We start from the raw sequence: 18,345 nt of genomic DNA on the forward strand, positions 1-18,345 counted from the left end.
CGGCCCGGGCGCGGCATCGTCGTCTCGGTGGCGCCGGTCTTCGAGATGAGCGCCGCCGAGACCGGTGACTATCTCGCCGACTGGAAATATCCGGTGGCCGGGGCGAACGGTGTCCACGCCTATCGGTTGGTGTACGAAACCGTCTCGGCCGACGGAACGCCCACCACCGCCAGCGGCCTGGTGGTGATCCCGGATACCGGCGTCCAGCGGTTGCGTCTGGTCTCCTACGCGCACGGAACCACGGTGCGCCGCGACGAAGCGCCCTCGGCGGACGGTGAGACCGAACGTGCCCGCACCGTCCAGTTCGCCGCCGCCGGTTACGCCGCGGTCGCCCCGGACTATCTGGGCCTCGGGGAAGGCCCCGGTTTCCATCCCTACGCCCATGCCCCCACCGAGGCCTCCGCCTCGGCGGATCTGCTCCTGGCGGCCCGTTCGCTGCTCGCCGACCAGGGCCGTGATGTGGATCCGAACGTTCTGGTGACCGGGTTCTCCCAGGGTGCCCAGGCCGCCCTGGCACTCGGCCGGGAGCTGAACAGCGGAGTGGTCGAGGGTTTCGCCCCGGCCGCGGTCGCCGCGGTCAGCGGTGCCTACGCCGTCCAGGAGGTCCAGGCCCCGGCCGCGCTGGACGGTCGGGTGGAGGGACGCCCCGCGGTGCTCTACCTGGCCTACTGGATCACCGCGATGAACCGGATCTACCACCTCTATGACGATCCCGCCGAAGCGTTCCAGCAGCCCTACGCGCAACGGATCGACGGACTTTTCGACGGGCGCCACGATCTGCTGGCCGTGTCCTCGGGGCTTCCGGACACCCCGGAGAAGTTGCTGACCCCGCACTACCTGGAACTGGCACGTAACCCCACCGGCGCCGCCCTGCGAGCCATGGCCGACAGCGATATCGTGTGCGACTGGACCGCGACGGTGCCGGTCCGGCTGTTCGCCGCCCCCGGGGACCGCAGTGTCCCCTTCGAGAATTCGCTGCGCTGTACGAAAGCCGAACTGGGCGCCTCCGCCGAACTGATCGACCTCGGCGATATCGACCACGGTGCCACCGTCCGGGAGGCGCTTCCGCGGATTCTCGACTGGTTCCGGAAAACGCAACCGCCCGCCTGAACCGGGGTGGTTGGGCGGGCGGGGCGGGTCCGGAGTGCCGGGAGGTCAGTGCATGAGCACCGGGGCCGGCGTATCGGAATCGGACTTCGGCACCGCGCTCGCCTTACGCGGAAGCAGGACGGAGAAGCCGAGGGTGACCAGGCACAGCGCGAACGCCACCCAGAAGGTGCCGGCGTAGGCATCCGACATCTCCCCGAGCATAACGGTTTCGAACTTGTCGCCCAGGCTCGCGATGTACTGCAGCACCGACGGATCGGGCTGTTCGCCGGTCCGCTGGGCCTCCATCATCGCCTGCCCCGCCGACACGGCCTCGGAGTTCTGCATCCGGTTGGTCAGCACCACCGAGATCACCGCGACACCCACCGAGCTGGCGATCTGCTGGATGATGTTCAACAGAGTGGAACCGCGCGCGACCTGTGCCTCGTTCAGCGTGCGCAGGGCAGCCGTCATCAGCGGCATCATGGTGAGGCCCATACCGAGACCCATGACGAACAGCACGCTGAGCACATAGAAGTAGGAGCTGCCGGCCTCGATCTGGGTGAGCCCGAACATGGTCGCGGTGAGAACCGCCAGACCCACCGGAACCACCCGGCCGATCGGCAATTTGTCCACCAGCATGCCGGCGATCGGCATGGTGAGCAGCGATCCGATACCCTGCGGCGCCACCAGTAGTCCGGCCAGCAGCGCGCTCTCGCCCCGCACCTGCTGGAAGTAGGTGGGGATCAGCAGCAGTCCGCCGAAGAACGATGCGGAGAACAGGAACATCGTGACGGTGGCGACGGTCAGGTCGCGATTCCGGAACAGCCGCAGATCCAGCAGCGGATTCTTGGGCTTGAACGAGTAGAACACGAACGCGACCACCAGTGCCCCGCCGACCAGCATGGTCGCCCACACCTTCGGTGTGGCTACGGTGCCCTCCTCCGGGATGGAAGAGATGCCGTACAGGAACAGCGCGAGACCCGGCGACAGCATCAGCATGCCCACGAAGTCGAAGGCTTCACCGGCACGCGGCTCGTCCTTGGGCAGGATGAACCAGGCGTAGCCGAGTGCGATCACACCGAGCGGCAGGTTGATCAGGAAGATCCAGTGCCAGGACGCGTCCTCGATGAGCCAGCCACCCAGGATCGGGCCCAGGATCGGGCCGAGCAGCATGGGCACACCCAGGATGGCCATCAACCGGCCCATCCGCTCCGGTCCCGCGGCCTTGGTCATGATGGTCATACCCAGCGGCATGAGCATGCCGCCGCCCAGGCCCTGGATCACCCGGAACCCGATGAGCGCGGCGATGTTCCAGGACAGCGCGCACAGCACCGAACCGAGGGTGAACAGCACCAGGGCGGTCATGTACAACCGCTTGGTGCCGAAACGGTCGGCGGCCCAGCCGGTGAGCGGGATGACGGTGGCGAGCGCGAGCGTGTAGGCGGTGACCGTCCAGGCCACCGTGGAATAGTTGGCGACGTCGAATTCGGTTTGGAATGTCGGCATGGCGACGTTCACCACCGTGATGTCCAAGATGGACATGATGGCGCCGAGAACCACGACACCGGCCAGTTTCAGGACCGATGCGTCGATTCTGTCCGAAGCCCCCGCGTCGGTCGCGGGGGCTGGGCTTGCGTTCACGAATTGTCTCCTGACGATGCGGGGGGGCACGCCACGACGTTGTGTATGGCCCCGGACTCGAGCACGGCGGTGAGGACCCGTCCGAGGTCCTCCCGTAAAGCCTCGGGCAAGCGGTGGACGACCGTATCGATCGTCGCGCGGTGGACGGCGATCTGATCCCAGGCGAGCCGTTGCCCGTGTTCGGTGGGACCGACGAGCTTGACCCGGCGGTCGGTGGGGCTCTCCTGCCTGGTGAGCAGACCGAGGCGTACCAGCCGGTCGACATTGCGGCCGGCCGCGGTCATCGACAGGCCGAGTTCGCCCGCGATGGTGTGGATCGGTTGTGGCTCGTGACGACGGACAACAGTGAACAGCACCCGGGCCTGCGAGAGGGTCAGATCGAGTTCGGCGAGCCGGTCGACGCCCTGCCACCGTCCGGGGTCGCAGACGGCGAGCACGAAGTGCTCGATGAGAGTGCTCGTCTCCGCCTCATTTGCCACCGCGCGATCATATGGGTACTCGTAATAGTTGCGGAAGCGGGAATATCTCGTATGTGACCGGAAACATAGCGGAGCGAGTGGCCGCATCGCACCCGAGTAGGGCGCTACAGCGGGCCCGGAGCGAAAAAGATCACGCTCCCGGCCCGGGAAGCCGAGTCAGACTTCGCGAGCCGTGTCGTCCGCGAAGAAGTCGAGCAGTAGCTGCGCCACTCGTGCGGGCTGTTCCAGATGCAGGAAATGTCCGGCGCCGGGCACGGTCACAGTCCTTCCGCCCGCCGGTGCCAGGACCTCGGCCACCCCGGCCGTGAATGCCGGATGCAGGGTGGTGTCGGCGTCGCCGTGCAGATACAGCATGGGCACGCGCGGCGCGTCGTCCCAGTGCCGGTGGAGGCCGGCGTAGCGAGCGGACGGCTTCCCGGCGACCCGGACGAAGGCCCGGTAGTAGGACAGCGCCGCGGTCCGATGTGCGGCGGTCGGCAGCGCGGCCAGGGTGTGGGCGATATCCGTCTCGGCCCCGTACCCCGGCGACCAGTCGTGCCACAGCCGGGGGATCAGCCGGTCGAGCGAGCGCTCGGAGATCCCCGGTAGCTGGTTGAACAGGATGTACCAACTGAACCGTAGCTGCCGCAGATACGCGCCCACGCCGGCGTCCCGGCGTGGGCGCATGGCCGGAACCGGCGGTACCGCCAGCGACGCGACCCGCGGGAACGGGCAATCCGATTGCGCCGCAAGGGTATTCGTGGTCAACGCGCCCCAGTCGTGACCGATGAGCACCGCGTCCGCGGGGGCGCCGAGTGCGCGATACAGTGCGAGCGCGTCGTAGGCGAGCGCTCCCAGATGGTAGTCGCCGTCCTCCGGCACCGCGGTCGGCGCGTAACCCCGGGTGAAGGGCGCGATCACGCGGAATCCGCAGGCGGCGAGAGCGGGGCCGAGATGACGCCAGGTCCAGGCGCTGTCGGGAAAGCCGTGCAGGCACAGGGCGAGCCGGGCCCCGGGATCGCCCCAGGCGAGTGCCGTCATCGACAGGTGCGGTAACCGGTATTCGACGGTCTCGGGCAGATCGGCCTGGTGCGCGCCCATGGTCCGTCCTCTCGTTCGGCTCCGCCACGGTAACCCGGGGTGGATCGATTCCGCCCCGGCGTCGGAGGCCGCACCCGGAGCGGTATGCTCACATCCCCCGGACGAGGTCGCTGTGCCGGCGTTGCGGGCAAGCCCGGTCATTCGCACAGCCGCGGGGTAGCTGATGTCATATCTGGCAAGGTAATCGGTGATCGGAGGAGCAAGCCCATGGCGCGCAAGGTCGTCATCAGTTTGATCGATGACCTCGACGGCGAATCACCCGCGGCCGAAACTGTGGTGTTCGCGTTCGAGGGCGTGACGTACGAGATCGACCTGACCGAAGCCAACGCGGGGGAATTGCGCGCAGTCTTCGGTAAGTGGACCCCGTTCGCCCGCAAGGCCGGTCGGGCCGCGCGGAGGAAACGGGAACGGCCGGTGCGGTCGGCCTCGGCGAAGGTGATCCGGGAATGGGCGCTGCGCAACGGACACGAGGTGTCGACGCGCGGCCGGATACCCGCCGGAATTCTGGCCGCGTTCCGCCACGTCAACGGGTAACCCTTTACCCGGGTCGATTCCGGTGGTCGGTGCTGTCGCCGGCCGGCTTGTAGGCGACACCACCGACCATGACCTGCTCTTCGGGATACCGGGGCCGCAGCGGCGGGCCGGCGGGCCACCAGTCGTCGAGTTGGACGAGGCCCGGTTCGATGAGTTCGAGGCCGCAGAAGTATTCGAGGATCTGCTCGGTGGTGCGATACCAGCCCGAGCCCAGACCCTTTTCGGTGAAACGGCGTTCGAGCTCTTTGGCGAGCGCGTGCTGCTGCGGATCGGCCGGGCCCGGATCGTAGAAATGGCTGATCGCGAGATAGGACCCCGGCGGCAGCAGGTCCACATATCTGTGCATGATCCCGACCGGGTCGAGCTCGTCGTCGACATGGTGGAGCAGCCCGCACAGGATGAGTCCGATCGGCCGTTCCATATCCAGGTAGCGCGTCACATCGGTATTGCGCAGCAGGGTTTTGCCCTCCAGGAGGTCGGCGGGCACGAAATGGGTGTTCTCGTTCTGTTCCAGCAGCACCCGGCCGTGTGCGTTGCACACCGGATCGTTGTCGACATAGACGACCCGGGCGTCCGGGTTCTGTTGCTGGGCGACCTCGTGGGTATTGGCGACAGTGGGCAGGCCGGCGCCGATATCGAGGAACTGGTCGATACCGGCACTGCCCGCCAGATGCCGGGTGACCCGGTGCAACCAGCGCCGGTTCATGATCGATACATCGCCCTGCCGAGGCGCGACCTCGAGAATCGCTGCGTAGGCGGCGCGGTCGACATCGTAGTTGTCCTTGCCGCCGAGGCTGTAGTCGTAGACACGGGCGATACTGGCCCTGGTGGTGTCCACGCCGACCGGTTTGCGAACGCCGGTCCGGTACGCCGGTTCGGCCATCTCGACCTTCTCTCTGCACGAAAGAAAAACTGGCTGGAAATATGAGTCGGGTCACCAAAGCGTAGAACGCGGTGCCGGAGCGAGCAATCGGCGCCGATCGAACTGCGCGAGAGAATGGTTCGCGTCGTCGGAGTGGGCCGAGCCTAACCCGGATAGGCGCGCTCGGCACGGGATCGGGCCGAGCTGTCCTTTTTGGGAAAACAACTGTGCCTCAGGTGGGTTCGGTGTTGTCCGATCGTGGCGGTCGCCGGGTGGAAACCCGGCGCCGTGCACCACCGGACAACAGGGTGATTCAGCCGTTTCCGTTCACACTGTGCAATCGGACTTTCTCCACGGGGCGTTTGTATCCGACGCCGCCGATGATCACCTTTTCCTCCGGAAGGCGCGGCCGGGTCGCCGGTCCGGCCGGCCACCAGTCCTCGAGTTCTACGAGGCCGGGCGCGATGATCTCCAGGCCGTCGAAGTACTCGAGCTGCTGGGCGCGGGTGCGGTACCACCCCGAACCCAGCCCCATTTCCGTGAACGCCCGCTCCAAGCGCTCGGCCAGATCGTGCAGTTCCGGGTTCTCGTCGGCCGGGTCCCAGAAGTTGGTGATCGCGACATATGAGCCCGCGGGCAGCCGGGAGATGTATTCGCGCATGACCCGCGCCGGTTCGAGTTCGTCGTCGACGTGATGCAGCAGCCCGCACAGGATCACCGCGATCGGCCGGTCCGAATCCAGGTACTGCAGCACGTTCTTGTTCTCCAGCAGCGTGTTCTCCTCGAGGAGATCGCCGGAGACGAAATGGGTGTTCTCGTTCTGTTCCAGCAGCACCCGGCCGTGTGCGTTGCACACCGGATCGTTGTCGACATAGACGACCGTGGCCTCGGGGTTCTCCTGCTGCGCGATCTGATGGGTGTTACCCACCGTCGGCAAACCGGCGCCGATATCGAGAAATTGATCGATGGCGGCAGGTCCGGCCAGATAGCGCACCACGCGGTGGAGCCAGCGCCGGTTCATCCGGGAGACATCGCCCTGCCGTGGTGCGATCCGCTGGATCTGCTCGAAGGCGGCGCGGTCGACGTCGTAGTTGTCCTTGCCACCGAGGCTGTAGTCGTAGACACGGGCGATACTGGGCCGGGTGGTGTCCACCCCGACCGGGACACGAACCCCTGTCCGATGAGCCGGTTCGGCCATGAATACCTCTCTCTACGTTGCGAATCGAACAAGGCGATGTTATGCCCTCGACCCGGCGGCGCCCCCTCAGGCGTCCGTACTGCGCTCGATGACCTTGCCGGGCAACCAGCCGCCACCCAGGTGTGTGACGCGCCACCAGTCGATATCGATCACCAGCGCGGTGACCGGCGTGGCGAAGAACGGTTCGATCTGTGGTTCCTTGCGCAGCAGTGCCCGGAAGGTCTCGTCCTGGTCGGCCCCCTCGCGCAGAGTGACCGTGCCCAGGCCCTGGGCGAAGGGATCCGCTATCCCGCCCGGCACCACCTTCACACCCACATTGGGGTTGGCCTTGAGTTGCTCCAGGGTCCGGCCGCTGTTCTCCAGGATGAGGGTGAGGCGGAAGAGGTCGTCGTCGAGGTTGGCGAAGAAGGCGCTCGTGGCCCAGTTGACGCCGTCCTTGGATGTGGCCAGGTCGATACTGGAGTGACCGAGGACTTCGGTGAGTTTCGCGCGGATCTCGGTGGTGGTGACTGTGCCGGACATCGGGGGCCTCCAACTGGTACGGGTGCTTGTTCTGGTCACGCCGGATGGTGCGGTGGTGGGAAAGGGGGCCGGACACCGACCGCACGGGAGGGTCCGCAGGGCGGCCCGTGGTGTGGCACTGCGCGCGGCGGTCGGTGGAAAATGCTCGCGGCCGGGTCCTGTTCGTCGGAACGTACGGTGGAAGCGGACTGCCTCGGCAGGAACAGCCGGTTCCGGTTGACTGCGGAACACCCTATCGGGCGACGCCCGATCCGTCCGGATGAGAACGTCCGCCGTTGGCGGGGGGAAACGTTGGCGGCCAATGCTTTACGCGCGGACTCGGTCCGATCGCGACGGTTCGCGAGGGGGTTGCCGCCGCCGGGCGGTGCGGCCGGTTCGTGTCCCCGGGCCGCACGGACACGCGCTATGCTGGAAGCAACTCCAGTGGTACTCGCTCCTGCTGCCGATGCCCTCATCGGTGTCGTCTCCCGGGTCGTCGCGGTACAGGTGAAGCCGGACGTCGTGTCGTGGGGGAGTTTACGCAAGGAAACCTGACACCGCGTGCGAACAGGAAGATGCTACGGGTATGCAGCACTGTAGGATTCGATCCGCACGTTCGCGGCAGCCGATAGCCGCGCAGGTGCCGGTCCCGCTCGGAGCGGGCGCGTTACCGGAATATGCGCTTACCGGATAGTAGGATTGCCTGCCGACCGGTGCGGTTCGGCGGTGGCGGGCGCCGTACGATGCAGCACAGCACGAACTGGCCAGAGGCGACCATGACACACGAGCGTGATGATTCCGATATCCCGGATACGGCGGAGGCCGATCGTGGGCCGACCGTGTTACGTATCTCGCTCGGCAGCAGATTGCGCCGTCTGCGGGAGGCGTGCGGGATCAGCCGCGAGGACGCCGGCGATCATATCCGTGGTTCCCATGCCAAGATCAGCCGGCTCGAGCTGGGCCGGACCCGGTTCCGGGAGCGTGATCTTCTCGACCTGCTGAAGCTCTACGGGGTCGACGATCCGGAAAAGCTGACCGTCTACGTGGATCTGATGAAGAAGGCGAACGATCCGGGATGGTGGCAGCCGTTCAACGATGTGCTGCCGAACTGGTTCGAGAACTATATCGGCCTGGAGCAGGCCGCGACGACGATCCGCACCTACGAGGCACAATTCGTGCCGGGTCTGCTGCAGACGGAATCCTACGCCCGGTCGGTGATCACGCTCGGTAACGACGATGAGACCGAACGCCGGGTCGGTATACGGATGCGCCGCCAGGACATCCTGAGCCGTGCCGCGGGGCCGACACTATGGGCGGTCGTGGACGAAAATGCCCTGCGCCGCCCGATCGACGGTTATCCCGAATTGCGGGATCAGATCGAACATCTCATCGCCGCCTCCGATCGGCCCAATGTGAAGATCCAGGTGCTGCCCTATTCGGTGGGCGGCCATCCGGCGGCCGGTGGTTCGTTCAGTATCCTCCGGTTTCCGGAGCCCGAGCTGCCGGACATGGTCTACATGGAGCAACTCACCACCTCGCACTACCTGGAGAAGAAGCAGGACGTCGAGGTGTACATGACAGTGATGAACAAGTTGAGCGTTATTGCGCTCACCCCGGGGGAGAGCCGGGACTATCTCCGTAAAGTGCTCTCCGAACTGCCCGCCGAGTAGGTCCGGGCCCAGCGGGGGAGTCGTTCCGGTCGCCGGTGCCGGGCGGGGGAGCGGCGTATCGACCGGCCGGACCACGCCTCGCCTACCCGGGGCCTCGCCACTCCGCACGGCACGTCCTGTTGAACAAGGATCCAGAATTGGCATATTTAATGCCCATACGTAGATATGCGCATTAAAGCATGTATGACCACTGGACCCGCCGCACCGAAGGGAAGCAAGGACTCCCGAGATGGTAGGAAGGGGGCGTGGCCGCTACAGGTGAAAATTCGGGTTCTGCTCGTTCTCGTGCCGTGGCAGAGGTGGTGGAGCTGGTCAGCACGCTGATCCGGTTCGACACCTCCAATACCGGCGATCTCGCGACCACCAAGGGCGAACAAGAGTGTGCCGAATGGGTGGCGCGGCAACTGGAAGACGCCGGATACACCACCGAATATGTGGAATCCGGCGCACCGGGCCGCGGCAATGTCTTCGCGCGGCTGCCGGGCGCCGATCCGAGTCGCGGTGCGCTGCTACTGCACGGGCACCTCGACGTGGTGCCGGCACAGGCGGCGGACTGGAGTGTGCACCCGTTCTCGGGCGCCGTCCAGGACGGTTACGTGTGGGGTCGCGGCGCGATCGATATGAAGGACATGGTGGGGATGATGCTGGCGGTGGCCCGCCAGTTCAAGATCGAGGGGACGGTACCGCCCCGAGACCTGGTCTTCGCCTTCCTGGCCGACGAGGAGGCCGGTGGGAAGTGGGGATCGCATTGGCTGGTGGAGCACCGGCCCGACCTCTTCGAAGGCGTTACCGAGGCCGTGGGCGAGGTCGGCGGGTTCTCCCTGACCGTCCCGCGCCCCGACGGCGGTGAGCGACGCTTCTATCTGGTGGAGACGGCGGAGAAGGGGCTGGGCTGGATGCGGTTGCGCGCGAAAGCGCGCGCGGGCCACGGTTCGTTCTTGCACGAGGACAACGCCGTCACCATCCTGGCGGCCGCGGTGGCGCGCCTGGGCACCCATACGTTTCCGCTCGTGCTCTCCGATTCGGTCACCGAGTTCCTGGCCGCTGTATCGGAGGAGTCCGGGCTGGAGTTCGATCCGGGGAGTCCCGATATCGAGGGGACACTGGCCAAGCTGGGATCCATTTCCCGGATCATCGGCGCGACCCTGCGTGATACTGCCAACCCGACCATGTTGAACGCCGGCTACAAGGCGAATGTCATCCCGCAGACCGCGGAGGCGGTGGTGGACTGCCGGGTGGTCCCGGGCCGGCAGGCCGAGTTCGAACGTGAAGTGGACGAGCTCATCGGTCCGGATGTGGAGCGGGAGTGGATCACCAAACTCGACTCCTACGAAACGACCTTCGACGGTCATCTCGTGGACGCGATGAACGACGCGATCCTGGCCCACGATCCGCAGGGCCGGACCGTCCCGTACATGCTCTCCGGAGGCACGGACGCGAAAGCCCTCGCGCATCTGGGCATCCGGTGTTTCGGGTTCGCGCCACTCCGGTTGCCGCCGGAGTTGGATTTCGCGGCCCTGTTCCACGGTGTGGACGAACGTGTTCCGATCGACGCGCTCGAATTCGGCACCGAGGTGCTGGAACACTTCCTGTTGCACAGCTGATCCGATTCGAAAGAGGAGAACATGGCCGACAACCCCTACGACGCCCTACCTTCGGTTCCGTCGTTCACCCTGACCTCCACCGATGTGTCCGACGGCGCGACGTTGGGCAACGCTCAGGTCAGCGGTGTCTTCGGCGCCGGGGGTGCGGATGTGTCGCCGCAGCTGAGCTGGTCGGGATTCCCGGCGGAGACCAAGAGTTTCGCGGTGACGGTCTACGACCCCGACGCGCCGACGGCCTCGGGTTTCTGGCATTGGGCGGTGGCGGATATCCCGGCATCGGTGACGGAGCTGCCCGCGGGCGCCGGCAGTGAGGGCGGCGAACTGCCGTCCGGTGCGGTGACGCTGCGTAATGACGGCGGGTTCGCGGGATACGTCGGGGCGGCACCGCCGGCCGGACACGGCCCGCACCGCTACTTCATCGTGGTGCACGCGGTGGACGTGGACTCACTGGGCGTGCCGCCGGAGGCCTCTCCGGCGTTCCTGGGGTTCAACCTGTTCTCGCACACCCTGGCGCGGGCGATTCTGGTCGGAACCTACGAGCAGAAGTAATCCCGCCCTCACAGGTGGCCCCGGCGATCGGCGGGTTCACGCGATCGTCGCAACACTCTTGATTTGAGAGGTTGCGGCGATCGTGTCGTTTTCGGAGGATGTGGCTCGGTTCGGTGAGCATCTGGCCCGGGTGGTCGATTCCGGGGTGTCGGTGCGGGAAGCGGCTGCGGGGTTGGGGATCGCGCGGGGGCGTTGCTATGCGATCTTGCGGACGATGGGCCGGCCGGTGGGCAAGCCGAGGGGGCCGTCTCGTGCCAGACCTCGGAGACGCAGAAGCCGACGTTGACGCGCTGACGTGGTGGCTGGTCGACGTGGTCACGCAGGTCGAGCGCAATCGGTCTCGATGTCACCGGCGCGGGGCCTGGACACCCGCGGACTCCAGCGCGGCCGTCACGTCACGCTGCGCAACGGTGTCGGCCGGTACCCACCCGGATCGTGATGCGGCCGGCTCTGCCCCGTAGCGCCCGATGGGCTCCAGGCCTCCGGCGCGCTCGACGGCCACTGTGGCGCGCTCGTCACACCGGGCTGATCGTCGGCTGCCACTGTGGGCGGCATTGCCGCCCGTCACGTCACAGCCATTGCGGTTCCCAGTAGCCGATCGGGGCGACGATCGGGCCGCCGCCGGGGATTTCCCAGCGCGAGGGGGTCTTGGAGTAGGTGATTCCGGGCTGCAGGTGAACTTGTTTGCCGTAGCCGCCACGGAATTCGAACGTACGGACCGGGTTCGCCTGGTGGTCGGGATTTTTGATCGTGTCGAGCATGTAGTTGTTGTCGAACAGTCCGAGCCGGGAGTACCACATCGAGAACCGGGACAGTGAGGTTCGGACGTGGTAGCTGCCGCCGTGCTCGGCCCGCATTTTCAGCGCTGCCAGCACACCCGCGGCGGTGAGGTATCCGGCGAGGTAGTCGTTCAGGACCACCGTCGGCGGAAGTTTCGGGGCGTGGGGTGTGCCTTCCAGGCACATGTAGCCGGTGCAGGCGTTGGCGTCGGGGTCGAACGCGCCACGGTCGAACCACGGCCCGTCCCAGCCGAATCCGCGCAGTGAGGTGTAGATGATTCCCGGTCGCCGGTCGGCGGCCTCCTCGGCCGACAGACCGAAGTTGGCGATCTTGCGGCCGCGGAAGTTCTCGATGAACACGTCGGCGGAGCGGAGCAGGTCCAGGGCCCGCCCTCGGTACTCCGCGCGTTTGAGGTCCGCCCAGCTGGTTCGCAGGCCCGTCCGGCAATCCAAGATGGCGCCGGGTCGTTCCTCGAAGCCGGGCCCGTAGAGATCCAGGCACTGGGCTCCCTGTTCGGCGAGGGTGCGGGCGGTGATCGGGCCGGCGATGACGTGGGTCACGGACAGTACCTTCAGCCCCGACAGCGGCCGGTCCGACTGCGGCAGCGCCGGCAGCTCGGGGTCGGAGTCCCCGATCTTGATGATGTCGATCATCGGCACGTTGGCGAGGTAGCTGCCCTGCGGGTGGGAGTACCACTGCTCGGCGGTCATGACCGGTGCCCCGATCATGCCGCGCCGGGCCACCTCCGCGTCGAGTTCGTCCATGTCCCACGTGGACAGGGCTTGCTCGACCGAGGATTTCGTCAGTTCACAGCGCAGCAGTCCGAGCCAGTCGGTGACCATTTTCGGATAGATCGCGGTCGGCATGTACCAGCGATCGCCCTCGAGCGGATAGACCGCTATTCCCAGCGGGTTCTCGAACATGGACTTGAAGTACGGGTAGCCCGCCACGGTCGGCGCGAAATAGGTCTGGGGGAAGATCTGTGTGACCGCGTCGCGCAGGTCGACCGACAGGTCCTGGGCCGGCCCGCCCATCATCCGGTAGAGGATCTGAGTTCCCACGGCCGGGGCCATCATGCCCATCGCCATGATGGCGCCGAGTCGGTGCTTGCTCGGCAGGATCGGGTCCTCGCCGGTGAAGGTGACCTGACCGCCCGTGTCGGCGACGTCGAGGCCCAGTGGATCGAGCACTCGCGAGAAGTCGGCGTAGATGTCGGGCGATGAGGTCCACCCGGTCGGAATCGGTACCGGCGTCCTAGTGGTCATATCAGGTCCTCACGGTCGCACGGGCATTCTCGGGGATTGTGGTGACAGGCCGGGTCGCGACTCGGTTCAGGGCAGAGGCCATGCAGCCGGCCCTCGCCGGCTCCATGTCTTCGGGACCGGCGGGACGGGGGACGCCGGGATCGGCGGTGGCTATCCGCGACGGCTGTCCATGGCGTCGTCGATGACGCTCTTCATCTTCCGCTGGACGTCGGGGGGATAGATTTCGGTGAACGACGCCGGGGTGTATTCCAGCGACCATCCCTTGTGCAACCCGTTGTAGTAGTTGCGGTTGCCGTGCACGGCGTTGTGTTCGTCCAGGCTGAGCCCGACGGACAACTCGGTGATATACCCGTCGAGGGTCAACATCTCGGTGGCCGCGGCGCGGCTGCACCACCCCCACAGCACATCACGCGGGTCGGTGGGATCGATATCGTCCTCGACCACGGCCGTGTGGATGACGCACGGGATCTTCCCCTGCTTGTTGAGCAGGTTGGCGATCTCGGTGAACAAGGCGACCCGGTCACCGGAATAGGTCTCGGGCCAGTTCTTGTCCACGGTCACCGTGCACTGCGAGCCGGCGCTTTCCGGGCTGACCCAGCAATGCCGGACCGGCAGGCCCGCGTCACGCAGCATCTGGGTGTTGCCCATGGAATGCCCGATGAAGATGAGGGTGTGGTCGTCGTCGACCGGCTTGCCCGCCGGCACGGCAGCGACGATCGGTTGCGGAACCGAGGAGATGGCGGTGACGTGGCCGACGAGTTCCTCGCAGGTCAGCGACGGGATCAGGTAGCCGGCGCATTCGCCGAACGGCCCTTCGGAGTGCCGTTCGTCGATATTGATGTGGCCCTCGATGACGACATGGGAGGTGGCAGGGACCTCCAGGTCGACGCTGTCGCAGGGGCTCACCTCCAGTGCCTCACCGAACCATCCGCCCAGGAACGCCGCTTCGTCGACCTGTGCGGGTACCCGGAAGCCGGATACGACGGTGGCGGACGGTTCGGGTGACTGGCAGAACGCGAACGGCATCGGCTTGCCGATCTCTTTCCACATGTTGTAGATCTGGCCGAAGTGCTGGAAGTCGCGGGTCCAGATGGTGACCCGGGTGGCGTCGAGGCGCATAACCCGGCACACATGCCAGTTGGTCCAGGAGCCGTCGGGGGTGCGGGCCACCATCGTGCCGACCGTGTTCAGGTATTCGCCGCCGTCACCGTCGTGCAACAACGGCGCCGGCACCGAGTGGAGGTCGACCGTGTCGTGGCGGGTGCGGGTGGTGTTGTCCACGACGACCGGCGGGATCAGGCGGTGGGCCTCGTTGAATTCGACGAGCGCTTCCAGGATGGCCAGCGGTTTCGTGTCCCACGGCAGGCCCAGCGCGACCGCCAACCGGCCGTAGGGGTTGTGGGGATCCGACGAGAACGGGGTCACACCACCCATCAGCTTGTACTGCGGATAGCCGTCGATGGTGGTGTAGAGCACCGCCGGCAGGTTGTTCTCGTACGCGTACCGGATACCCGCGCCGGCCTCCAATTGCAACGACACCGGTGCGGTCACCTCCTGCACATCACCGTGCTCGCGGAGCACCGCGAGGAATTCTTCGATCGACTTCAGGTGCTTCGTCCGTGACTGGGTGCTCGTCATGTGCTCTACCTTCCACCGGGAAATAGGGTTGGGTACCGGACGTCGGTTCTGTTTCGGCGAGGTCTCCGGGCGGTTGAACCGACCGTGTCACGCGGTTCCGTCGGCGCGGCGACCGGCTGTTGCCGGTCGCTGCGTTATGGTGGCGGCCGATCCGGGCGCGCCGGTGTCGGATTCGAGGCACTGCGGCAGCACCTCGGTGGTCAGCAGCCGGACCGAGCGCTGCCAGGTTTCGCGTTCCTCGGCCGTGTCGTAGCACGTGAGCAGTAGCGTGCCGAAACCGCCTGTCGCGCGTGTTAATTCGTCGATCTTCCCGGCGACGGTCCGGGGGGATCCGACCAGCCACAGATGCTCGAGCAGATAATCCAGGTCGATCTCGTCGTCGGGGACGACGGTGCCGTCCGGCAGCGCCCCCAACAGCGGCCCGAGTCCCAGGTGCAGATACAGCGGCAGCAGGAACTCGCTCCAGCAGCGCGCCATCGCACCGTGTCGAGCCAGTTCCCGGGCCTCGCTGTCGGTGGGCGCGACCACGATGTCCTGCACGATCCGCCATCGACCGCGGTCGGCGATACGCCCGGCAGCGGCCGCGCCGTCGGCGACGGTGTCGAACTGCCGCGCCAGCTGCCGGCCGTCCGGAGTGATCGCGAGGCTCACCGGCAGGTAGCCACGCGCGCCCGCGAGCCGCAGGTTCGCCGAACCCGCGGTCATACCGGCCATCGCGATCGGCGGGCGGGGGCGTTGCAGCGGCCGCAGAAAATAGTCGAGTGCGGGCAGCGGACTGTCCGGGCTACCCGTGTTCCAGAACATGCCACGGAACTCGGTCGGGCCCTCGGTCCAGAGGCGGTCGATGATGTCGAGGGCTTCGAACGTCATGTCCCGGTTGAGGCCGGGCCGATGGTCGATGGCGAACAACTGCCGGTCGGTGGGCAGCGCGCTGATCGCCGCACCGAACTGGTACCGGCCGCCACTGAGATGGTCGAGATACGCTGCCCGGTGCGCCAGTTCGACGGGGTGGTGGTAGGGCAGCAGGTGTCCGAGGGGTCCCAGCCGGATGCGGTTGGTGATCATCAGTGCCTGGGCGATCAGCAGGTCCGGCGCCGGGCACGGAGACCATCGGGCGGTGTAGTGCTCCCCGATCCAGACCTCGTCGACACCGGCCTGTTCGAGGAACATGATCTGCGCCAGATCCTCCTGGTGGCCGTCGTGGATGGACCGCTCCGGCGGATGGGAGTTGATCAGGAACGCGCCGAGCCGCATATCGGGTCCGCCTTTCCGTGCAATCGGTCGGAGGTCGGAGGTGACCGCGCTCCAGGGACGCGGCCGCTACTTCCACCGCTGGAACAGGTCGTGCGCTATACCGAATTGATCGAGAACCTTGCCCGCGGATTGTTTGAGCAGGTCGTCGATGGAGGCAGGACGGTGGTAGAACGCCGGCACCGGCGGAAACACCACCGCGCCGGCCAGTGTCGCGGTCTCCATATTGCGGATGTGGACCAGGTTCAGCGGCGTCTCGCGGGTGACCAGCACGAGCTTGCGTCGTTCTTTGAGGCATACATCGGCGGCGCGGGCGACCAGATCGACGGAGATCCCGTTGGCAATGCAGCCCAGCGTCTTCATCGAACACGGGATCACCACCATGCCCATCGTGGTGAACGAACCCGACGAGATCGCCGCACTCAAATTGCCCGGGTCGTAGACGACGTCGGCCAGCTCTTCGAACTCACTGGCGGCCATGTCCATTTCCATCTTGATGGACAGCTCCGCACCACGGGTCAGGACCAGATGCGTCTGCACGTCGGGTATCTCGCGCAGGGCCCGCAACAAGGTGTCGGCGAGCTGCGGGGCACTCGACCCCGATACCCCCACGATGAGGCGCCGCGGCTCCGGCGGGCTCATGCGTGTTGTCCGTCCCGGGCGGTGCGCAGCTTCTGCAGCGCGGCGGCTTTCACCGCGGGCGGATAGTTGACCTCGAACTTGGTGCGCGGCGGAATCGTCCCCCCCGGCGGCGGCAACAGGTTGAACACGACCTTGTCCACGCCGGCCTGACCGTTCACACCGCTGATGAACGGCGACACCGCCCAGATGGTTTCGTTGTGGAACACCCCCATCGACCGCGAATGCGAATGCCGGGTGGCCAGTGCCCAGATCAACTCGTCGGGATCGTGGATGTCGAGGTCGTCGGTCACGACGAGGATGGATTTGAGGGGGAAACCGGCCTTGGAATGGAAGACGACGTCGCCGATCCTGTCCAGCAGCGCGTCCTGGTCCTCCTGGACGGCGAATCCGACCGGCACCGACACGACCAGCCAGTTGTTGACCGCTTCGAACGGCACCCACGCGTCGGTGATCGGCAACCCCGCCTCACGCAGCAGGTACAGCGACTCGGCGGCGGTCATGACACCCCACACCGTGTGGTTCTCCTCCGGGGGCTCGCCCGCGGCGTCGAAGGGAACGATCGCGTTGTCGCGGTAGGCCAGCTTGTCGAAGGTGAACACGAAACGGTGCGATCTCGAGGACGCCTGATAGATCAGCCCGACATATTCGCCCATCGGGCCTTCGGTGGCCACCTCGCTCTGCGAAATCGAGCCCTCCAGCACCAGCTCGGCGCTGACCGGGATCAACAGGTCGTTGGTCTCGGCCTGCTCCAGCTCGATCGGCCGGCCGGTGTAGGCACCGAGGAAATCGACTTCGTCGACGTTGTCGGGCAGGGGCCCGCCACCGGCAAACAAGGCCAGCGGGTCCACTCCCATGCACAACACGACGGGCATGTCCAGGCCCCGATCGGCCCACAGCTTATGGATCTTGCCGATGTGCTGGAACGGGGCCACCACACCGACAGCGCGGTTGCCGCCGATGGCCTGAACCCGCGCTACCGACCAGTTCGTCCACTCACCGTCGGGTGAGCGCATGATCGTCACGCCCAAGGTGTTGAGGTACCGGCCGCCGTCGCCGTCGTGGATGTAGGGCAAGGGCAAGTTGTCGATCTCGATGTCCGTGCCGTACCGGACGTGGATGCGGCCGGAATCCTTGTCGACCACCACCGGCTTCATCCCCGGCGCGGAGCGACCTGCAACGATCGCCGCGACGATCTCCGACGCCGACGCCGACTCGGGCAGACCCAGCGCCACCGCGATCCGCGCGTACCGCAGCCCGGGTTGTTTGCTCGCTCCGAGGTGAATGCCGAGCGCGCGCATCCCGTCGACGGTGTCGCGGACCCGGTTGAACAACACCGCCGGCTCGCCTCGCTCGCTCGAATAGCGGGTGATGGCACCCATTTCCAGGTCCCAGTCCACCTGCTCGTCGATCTCGGACAGCTCGCCCAGCTCACGCAGCCGATTCAGAAAACCCCGAAGGTCCGGCGTCTCGATCATGCCCGATGTCTCCAATCCGATCGATCTCCGACAGAGCGACGAACCAGCGGTACGGCATCCCGCACGAAATCCCGGGCGTCGACCGGG

The 18,345-nt window shown here is 66.4% G+C and carries 16 protein-coding genes and 1 pseudogene; 6 read left to right on the plus strand and 11 right to left on the minus strand.

Annotation, left to right across the window (positions count from 1 at the left end):
• Positions 1-1,110: pseudogene (locus tag ACLML9_RS13360) on the plus strand (hypothetical protein); the annotation flags it as partial.
• A 45-nt stretch (positions 1,111-1,155) separates the two neighbouring features.
• Here the strand turns inward: ACLML9_RS13360 and ACLML9_RS13365 are convergent.
• The 3 genes from ACLML9_RS13365 to ACLML9_RS13375 all read right to left on the minus strand — a co-directional run bounded on the left by ACLML9_RS13365 (position 1,156) and on the right by ACLML9_RS13375 (position 4,289).
• On the minus strand, positions 1,156-2,730 hold the full coding sequence (locus ACLML9_RS13365) for a DHA2 family efflux MFS transporter permease subunit (protein ID WP_411945815.1): 1,575 nt from the start codon (positions 2,728-2,730) through the stop codon (positions 1,156-1,158).
• Positions 2,727-3,209 carry a MarR family winged helix-turn-helix transcriptional regulator gene (locus ACLML9_RS13370; protein WP_411945816.1) on the minus strand — a complete coding sequence of 161 codons (483 nt, stop codon included), beginning with the start codon at positions 3,207-3,209 and terminating at the stop codon, positions 2,727-2,729. Before ACLML9_RS13370 ends, ACLML9_RS13365 begins: the two co-directional genes overlap by 4 nt.
• Before the next feature lie 156 nt (positions 3,210-3,365).
• A complete protein-coding gene (locus ACLML9_RS13375) occupies positions 3,366-4,289 on the minus strand; it encodes an alpha/beta fold hydrolase (RefSeq protein ID WP_411945817.1) in 924 nt (307 codons plus the stop codon).
• A gap of 207 nt (positions 4,290-4,496) precedes the next feature.
• Between ACLML9_RS13375 and ACLML9_RS13380 the strand changes: the two genes are divergently transcribed.
• A complete protein-coding gene (locus ACLML9_RS13380; protein WP_265805851.1) occupies positions 4,497-4,823 on the plus strand; it encodes a histone-like nucleoid-structuring protein Lsr2 in 327 nt (108 codons plus the stop codon).
• A gap of 4 nt (positions 4,824-4,827) precedes the next feature.
• Here the strand turns inward: ACLML9_RS13380 and ACLML9_RS13385 are convergent, their stop codons facing one another.
• From ACLML9_RS13385 to ACLML9_RS13395, 3 genes are all read right to left on the minus strand, one after another.
• Positions 4,828-5,706: an SAM-dependent methyltransferase gene (locus tag ACLML9_RS13385; RefSeq protein WP_411945818.1), complete on the minus strand. Its 879-nt coding sequence runs from the start codon at positions 5,704-5,706 to the stop codon at positions 4,828-4,830.
• Positions 5,707-5,998: 292 nt separating this feature from the next.
• Positions 5,999-6,883: an SAM-dependent methyltransferase gene (locus ACLML9_RS13390; protein ID WP_411945819.1), complete on the minus strand. Its 885-nt coding sequence runs from the start codon at positions 6,881-6,883 to the stop codon at positions 5,999-6,001.
• 66 nt (positions 6,884-6,949) lie between these two features.
• Complete coding sequence (locus ACLML9_RS13395; protein ID WP_411945820.1) at positions 6,950-7,405, minus strand: hypothetical protein; 456 nt, start codon at positions 7,403-7,405, stop codon at positions 6,950-6,952.
• 405 nt (positions 7,406-7,810) lie between these two features.
• Between ACLML9_RS13395 and ACLML9_RS13400 the strand changes: the two genes are divergently transcribed.
• From ACLML9_RS13400 to ACLML9_RS13415, 4 genes are all read left to right on the plus strand, one after another.
• On the plus strand, positions 7,811-7,939 hold the full coding sequence (locus ACLML9_RS13400) for a hypothetical protein (RefSeq protein WP_411945821.1): 129 nt from the start codon (positions 7,811-7,813) through the stop codon (positions 7,937-7,939).
• Positions 7,940-8,160: 221 nt separating this feature from the next.
• Positions 8,161-9,054, plus strand: coding sequence for a helix-turn-helix domain-containing protein (locus ACLML9_RS13405; RefSeq protein ID WP_411945822.1), 894 nt, complete (start codon positions 8,161-8,163; stop codon positions 9,052-9,054).
• Between the two features lie 245 nt (positions 9,055-9,299).
• Positions 9,300-10,658, plus strand: a complete 1,359-nt coding sequence (locus ACLML9_RS13410; RefSeq protein WP_411945823.1) for a M20/M25/M40 family metallo-hydrolase — start codon at positions 9,300-9,302, stop codon at positions 10,656-10,658.
• A 21-nt stretch (positions 10,659-10,679) separates the two neighbouring features.
• Complete coding sequence (locus ACLML9_RS13415) at positions 10,680-11,207, plus strand: YbhB/YbcL family Raf kinase inhibitor-like protein (RefSeq protein ID WP_063057776.1); 528 nt, start codon at positions 10,680-10,682, stop codon at positions 11,205-11,207.
• A 569-nt stretch (positions 11,208-11,776) separates the two neighbouring features.
• On the opposite strand, the gene ACLML9_RS13420 is transcribed toward ACLML9_RS13415, so the two are convergent.
• The 5 genes from ACLML9_RS13420 to ACLML9_RS13440 all read right to left on the minus strand — a co-directional run bounded on the left by ACLML9_RS13420 (position 11,777) and on the right by ACLML9_RS13440 (position 18,258).
• The gene (locus tag ACLML9_RS13420; RefSeq protein ID WP_411945824.1) at positions 11,777-13,252 is read right to left on the minus strand and encodes a CoA transferase; all 1,476 of its coding nucleotides are present in this window, start codon (positions 13,250-13,252) and stop codon (positions 11,777-11,779) included.
• 150 nt (positions 13,253-13,402) lie between these two features.
• Complete coding sequence (locus ACLML9_RS13425; RefSeq protein ID WP_411945825.1) at positions 13,403-14,890, minus strand: UbiD family decarboxylase domain-containing protein; 1,488 nt, start codon at positions 14,888-14,890, stop codon at positions 13,403-13,405.
• 87 nt (positions 14,891-14,977) lie between these two features.
• Complete coding sequence (locus ACLML9_RS13430) at positions 14,978-16,144, minus strand: LLM class flavin-dependent oxidoreductase (protein WP_411945826.1); 1,167 nt, start codon at positions 16,142-16,144, stop codon at positions 14,978-14,980.
• A gap of 66 nt (positions 16,145-16,210) precedes the next feature.
• The gene (locus ACLML9_RS13435; protein WP_411945827.1) at positions 16,211-16,783 is read right to left on the minus strand and encodes a UbiX family flavin prenyltransferase; all 573 of its coding nucleotides are present in this window, start codon (positions 16,781-16,783) and stop codon (positions 16,211-16,213) included.
• Positions 16,780-18,258 carry a UbiD family decarboxylase gene (locus ACLML9_RS13440; RefSeq protein WP_411945828.1) on the minus strand — a complete coding sequence of 493 codons (1,479 nt, stop codon included), beginning with the start codon at positions 18,256-18,258 and terminating at the stop codon, positions 16,780-16,782. Before ACLML9_RS13440 ends, ACLML9_RS13435 begins: the two co-directional genes overlap by 4 nt.
• Between the last annotated feature and the right edge of the window lie 87 nt (positions 18,259-18,345).

It is taken from the genome of Nocardia sp. NPDC002869, from assembly GCF_046764065.1.
GTDB classification, from domain to species: domain Bacteria; phylum Actinomycetota; class Actinomycetes; order Mycobacteriales; family Mycobacteriaceae; genus Nocardia; species Nocardia rhamnosiphila.

What these genes read in the sequence shown, in the direction of transcription:
- ACLML9_RS13380 (WP_265805851.1), top strand. Translation starts at nt 4,497, where the DNA reads ATGGCGCGCAAGGTCGTCATCAGTTTGATCGATGACCTCGACGGCGAA.
- ACLML9_RS13375 (WP_411945817.1), bottom strand. Translation starts at nt 4,289, where the DNA reads ATGGGCGCGCACCAGGCCGATCTGCCCGAGACCGTCGAATACCGGTTA.
- ACLML9_RS13425 (WP_411945825.1), bottom strand. Translation starts at nt 14,890, where the DNA reads ATGACGAGCACCCAGTCACGGACGAAGCACCTGAAGTCGATCGAAGAA.
- ACLML9_RS13390 (WP_411945819.1), bottom strand. Translation starts at nt 6,883, where the DNA reads ATGGCCGAACCGGCTCATCGGACAGGGGTTCGTGTCCCGGTCGGGGTG.
- ACLML9_RS13415 (WP_063057776.1), top strand. Translation starts at nt 10,680, where the DNA reads ATGGCCGACAACCCCTACGACGCCCTACCTTCGGTTCCGTCGTTCACC.
- ACLML9_RS13385 (WP_411945818.1), bottom strand. Translation starts at nt 5,706, where the DNA reads ATGGCCGAACCGGCGTACCGGACCGGCGTTCGCAAACCGGTCGGCGTG.
- ACLML9_RS13430 (WP_411945826.1), bottom strand. Translation starts at nt 16,144, where the DNA reads ATGCGGCTCGGCGCGTTCCTGATCAACTCCCATCCGCCGGAGCGGTCC.
- ACLML9_RS13440 (WP_411945828.1), bottom strand. Translation starts at nt 18,258, where the DNA reads ATGATCGAGACGCCGGACCTTCGGGGTTTTCTGAATCGGCTGCGTGAG.
- ACLML9_RS13395 (WP_411945820.1), bottom strand. Translation starts at nt 7,405, where the DNA reads ATGTCCGGCACAGTCACCACCACCGAGATCCGCGCGAAACTCACCGAA.
- ACLML9_RS13400 (WP_411945821.1), top strand. Translation starts at nt 7,811, where the DNA reads ATGCTGGAAGCAACTCCAGTGGTACTCGCTCCTGCTGCCGATGCCCTC.
- ACLML9_RS13435 (WP_411945827.1), bottom strand. Translation starts at nt 16,783, where the DNA reads ATGAGCCCGCCGGAGCCGCGGCGCCTCATCGTGGGGGTATCGGGGTCG.
- ACLML9_RS13420 (WP_411945824.1), bottom strand. Translation starts at nt 13,252, where the DNA reads ATGACCACTAGGACGCCGGTACCGATTCCGACCGGGTGGACCTCATCG.
- ACLML9_RS13405 (WP_411945822.1), top strand. Translation starts at nt 8,161, where the DNA reads ATGACACACGAGCGTGATGATTCCGATATCCCGGATACGGCGGAGGCC.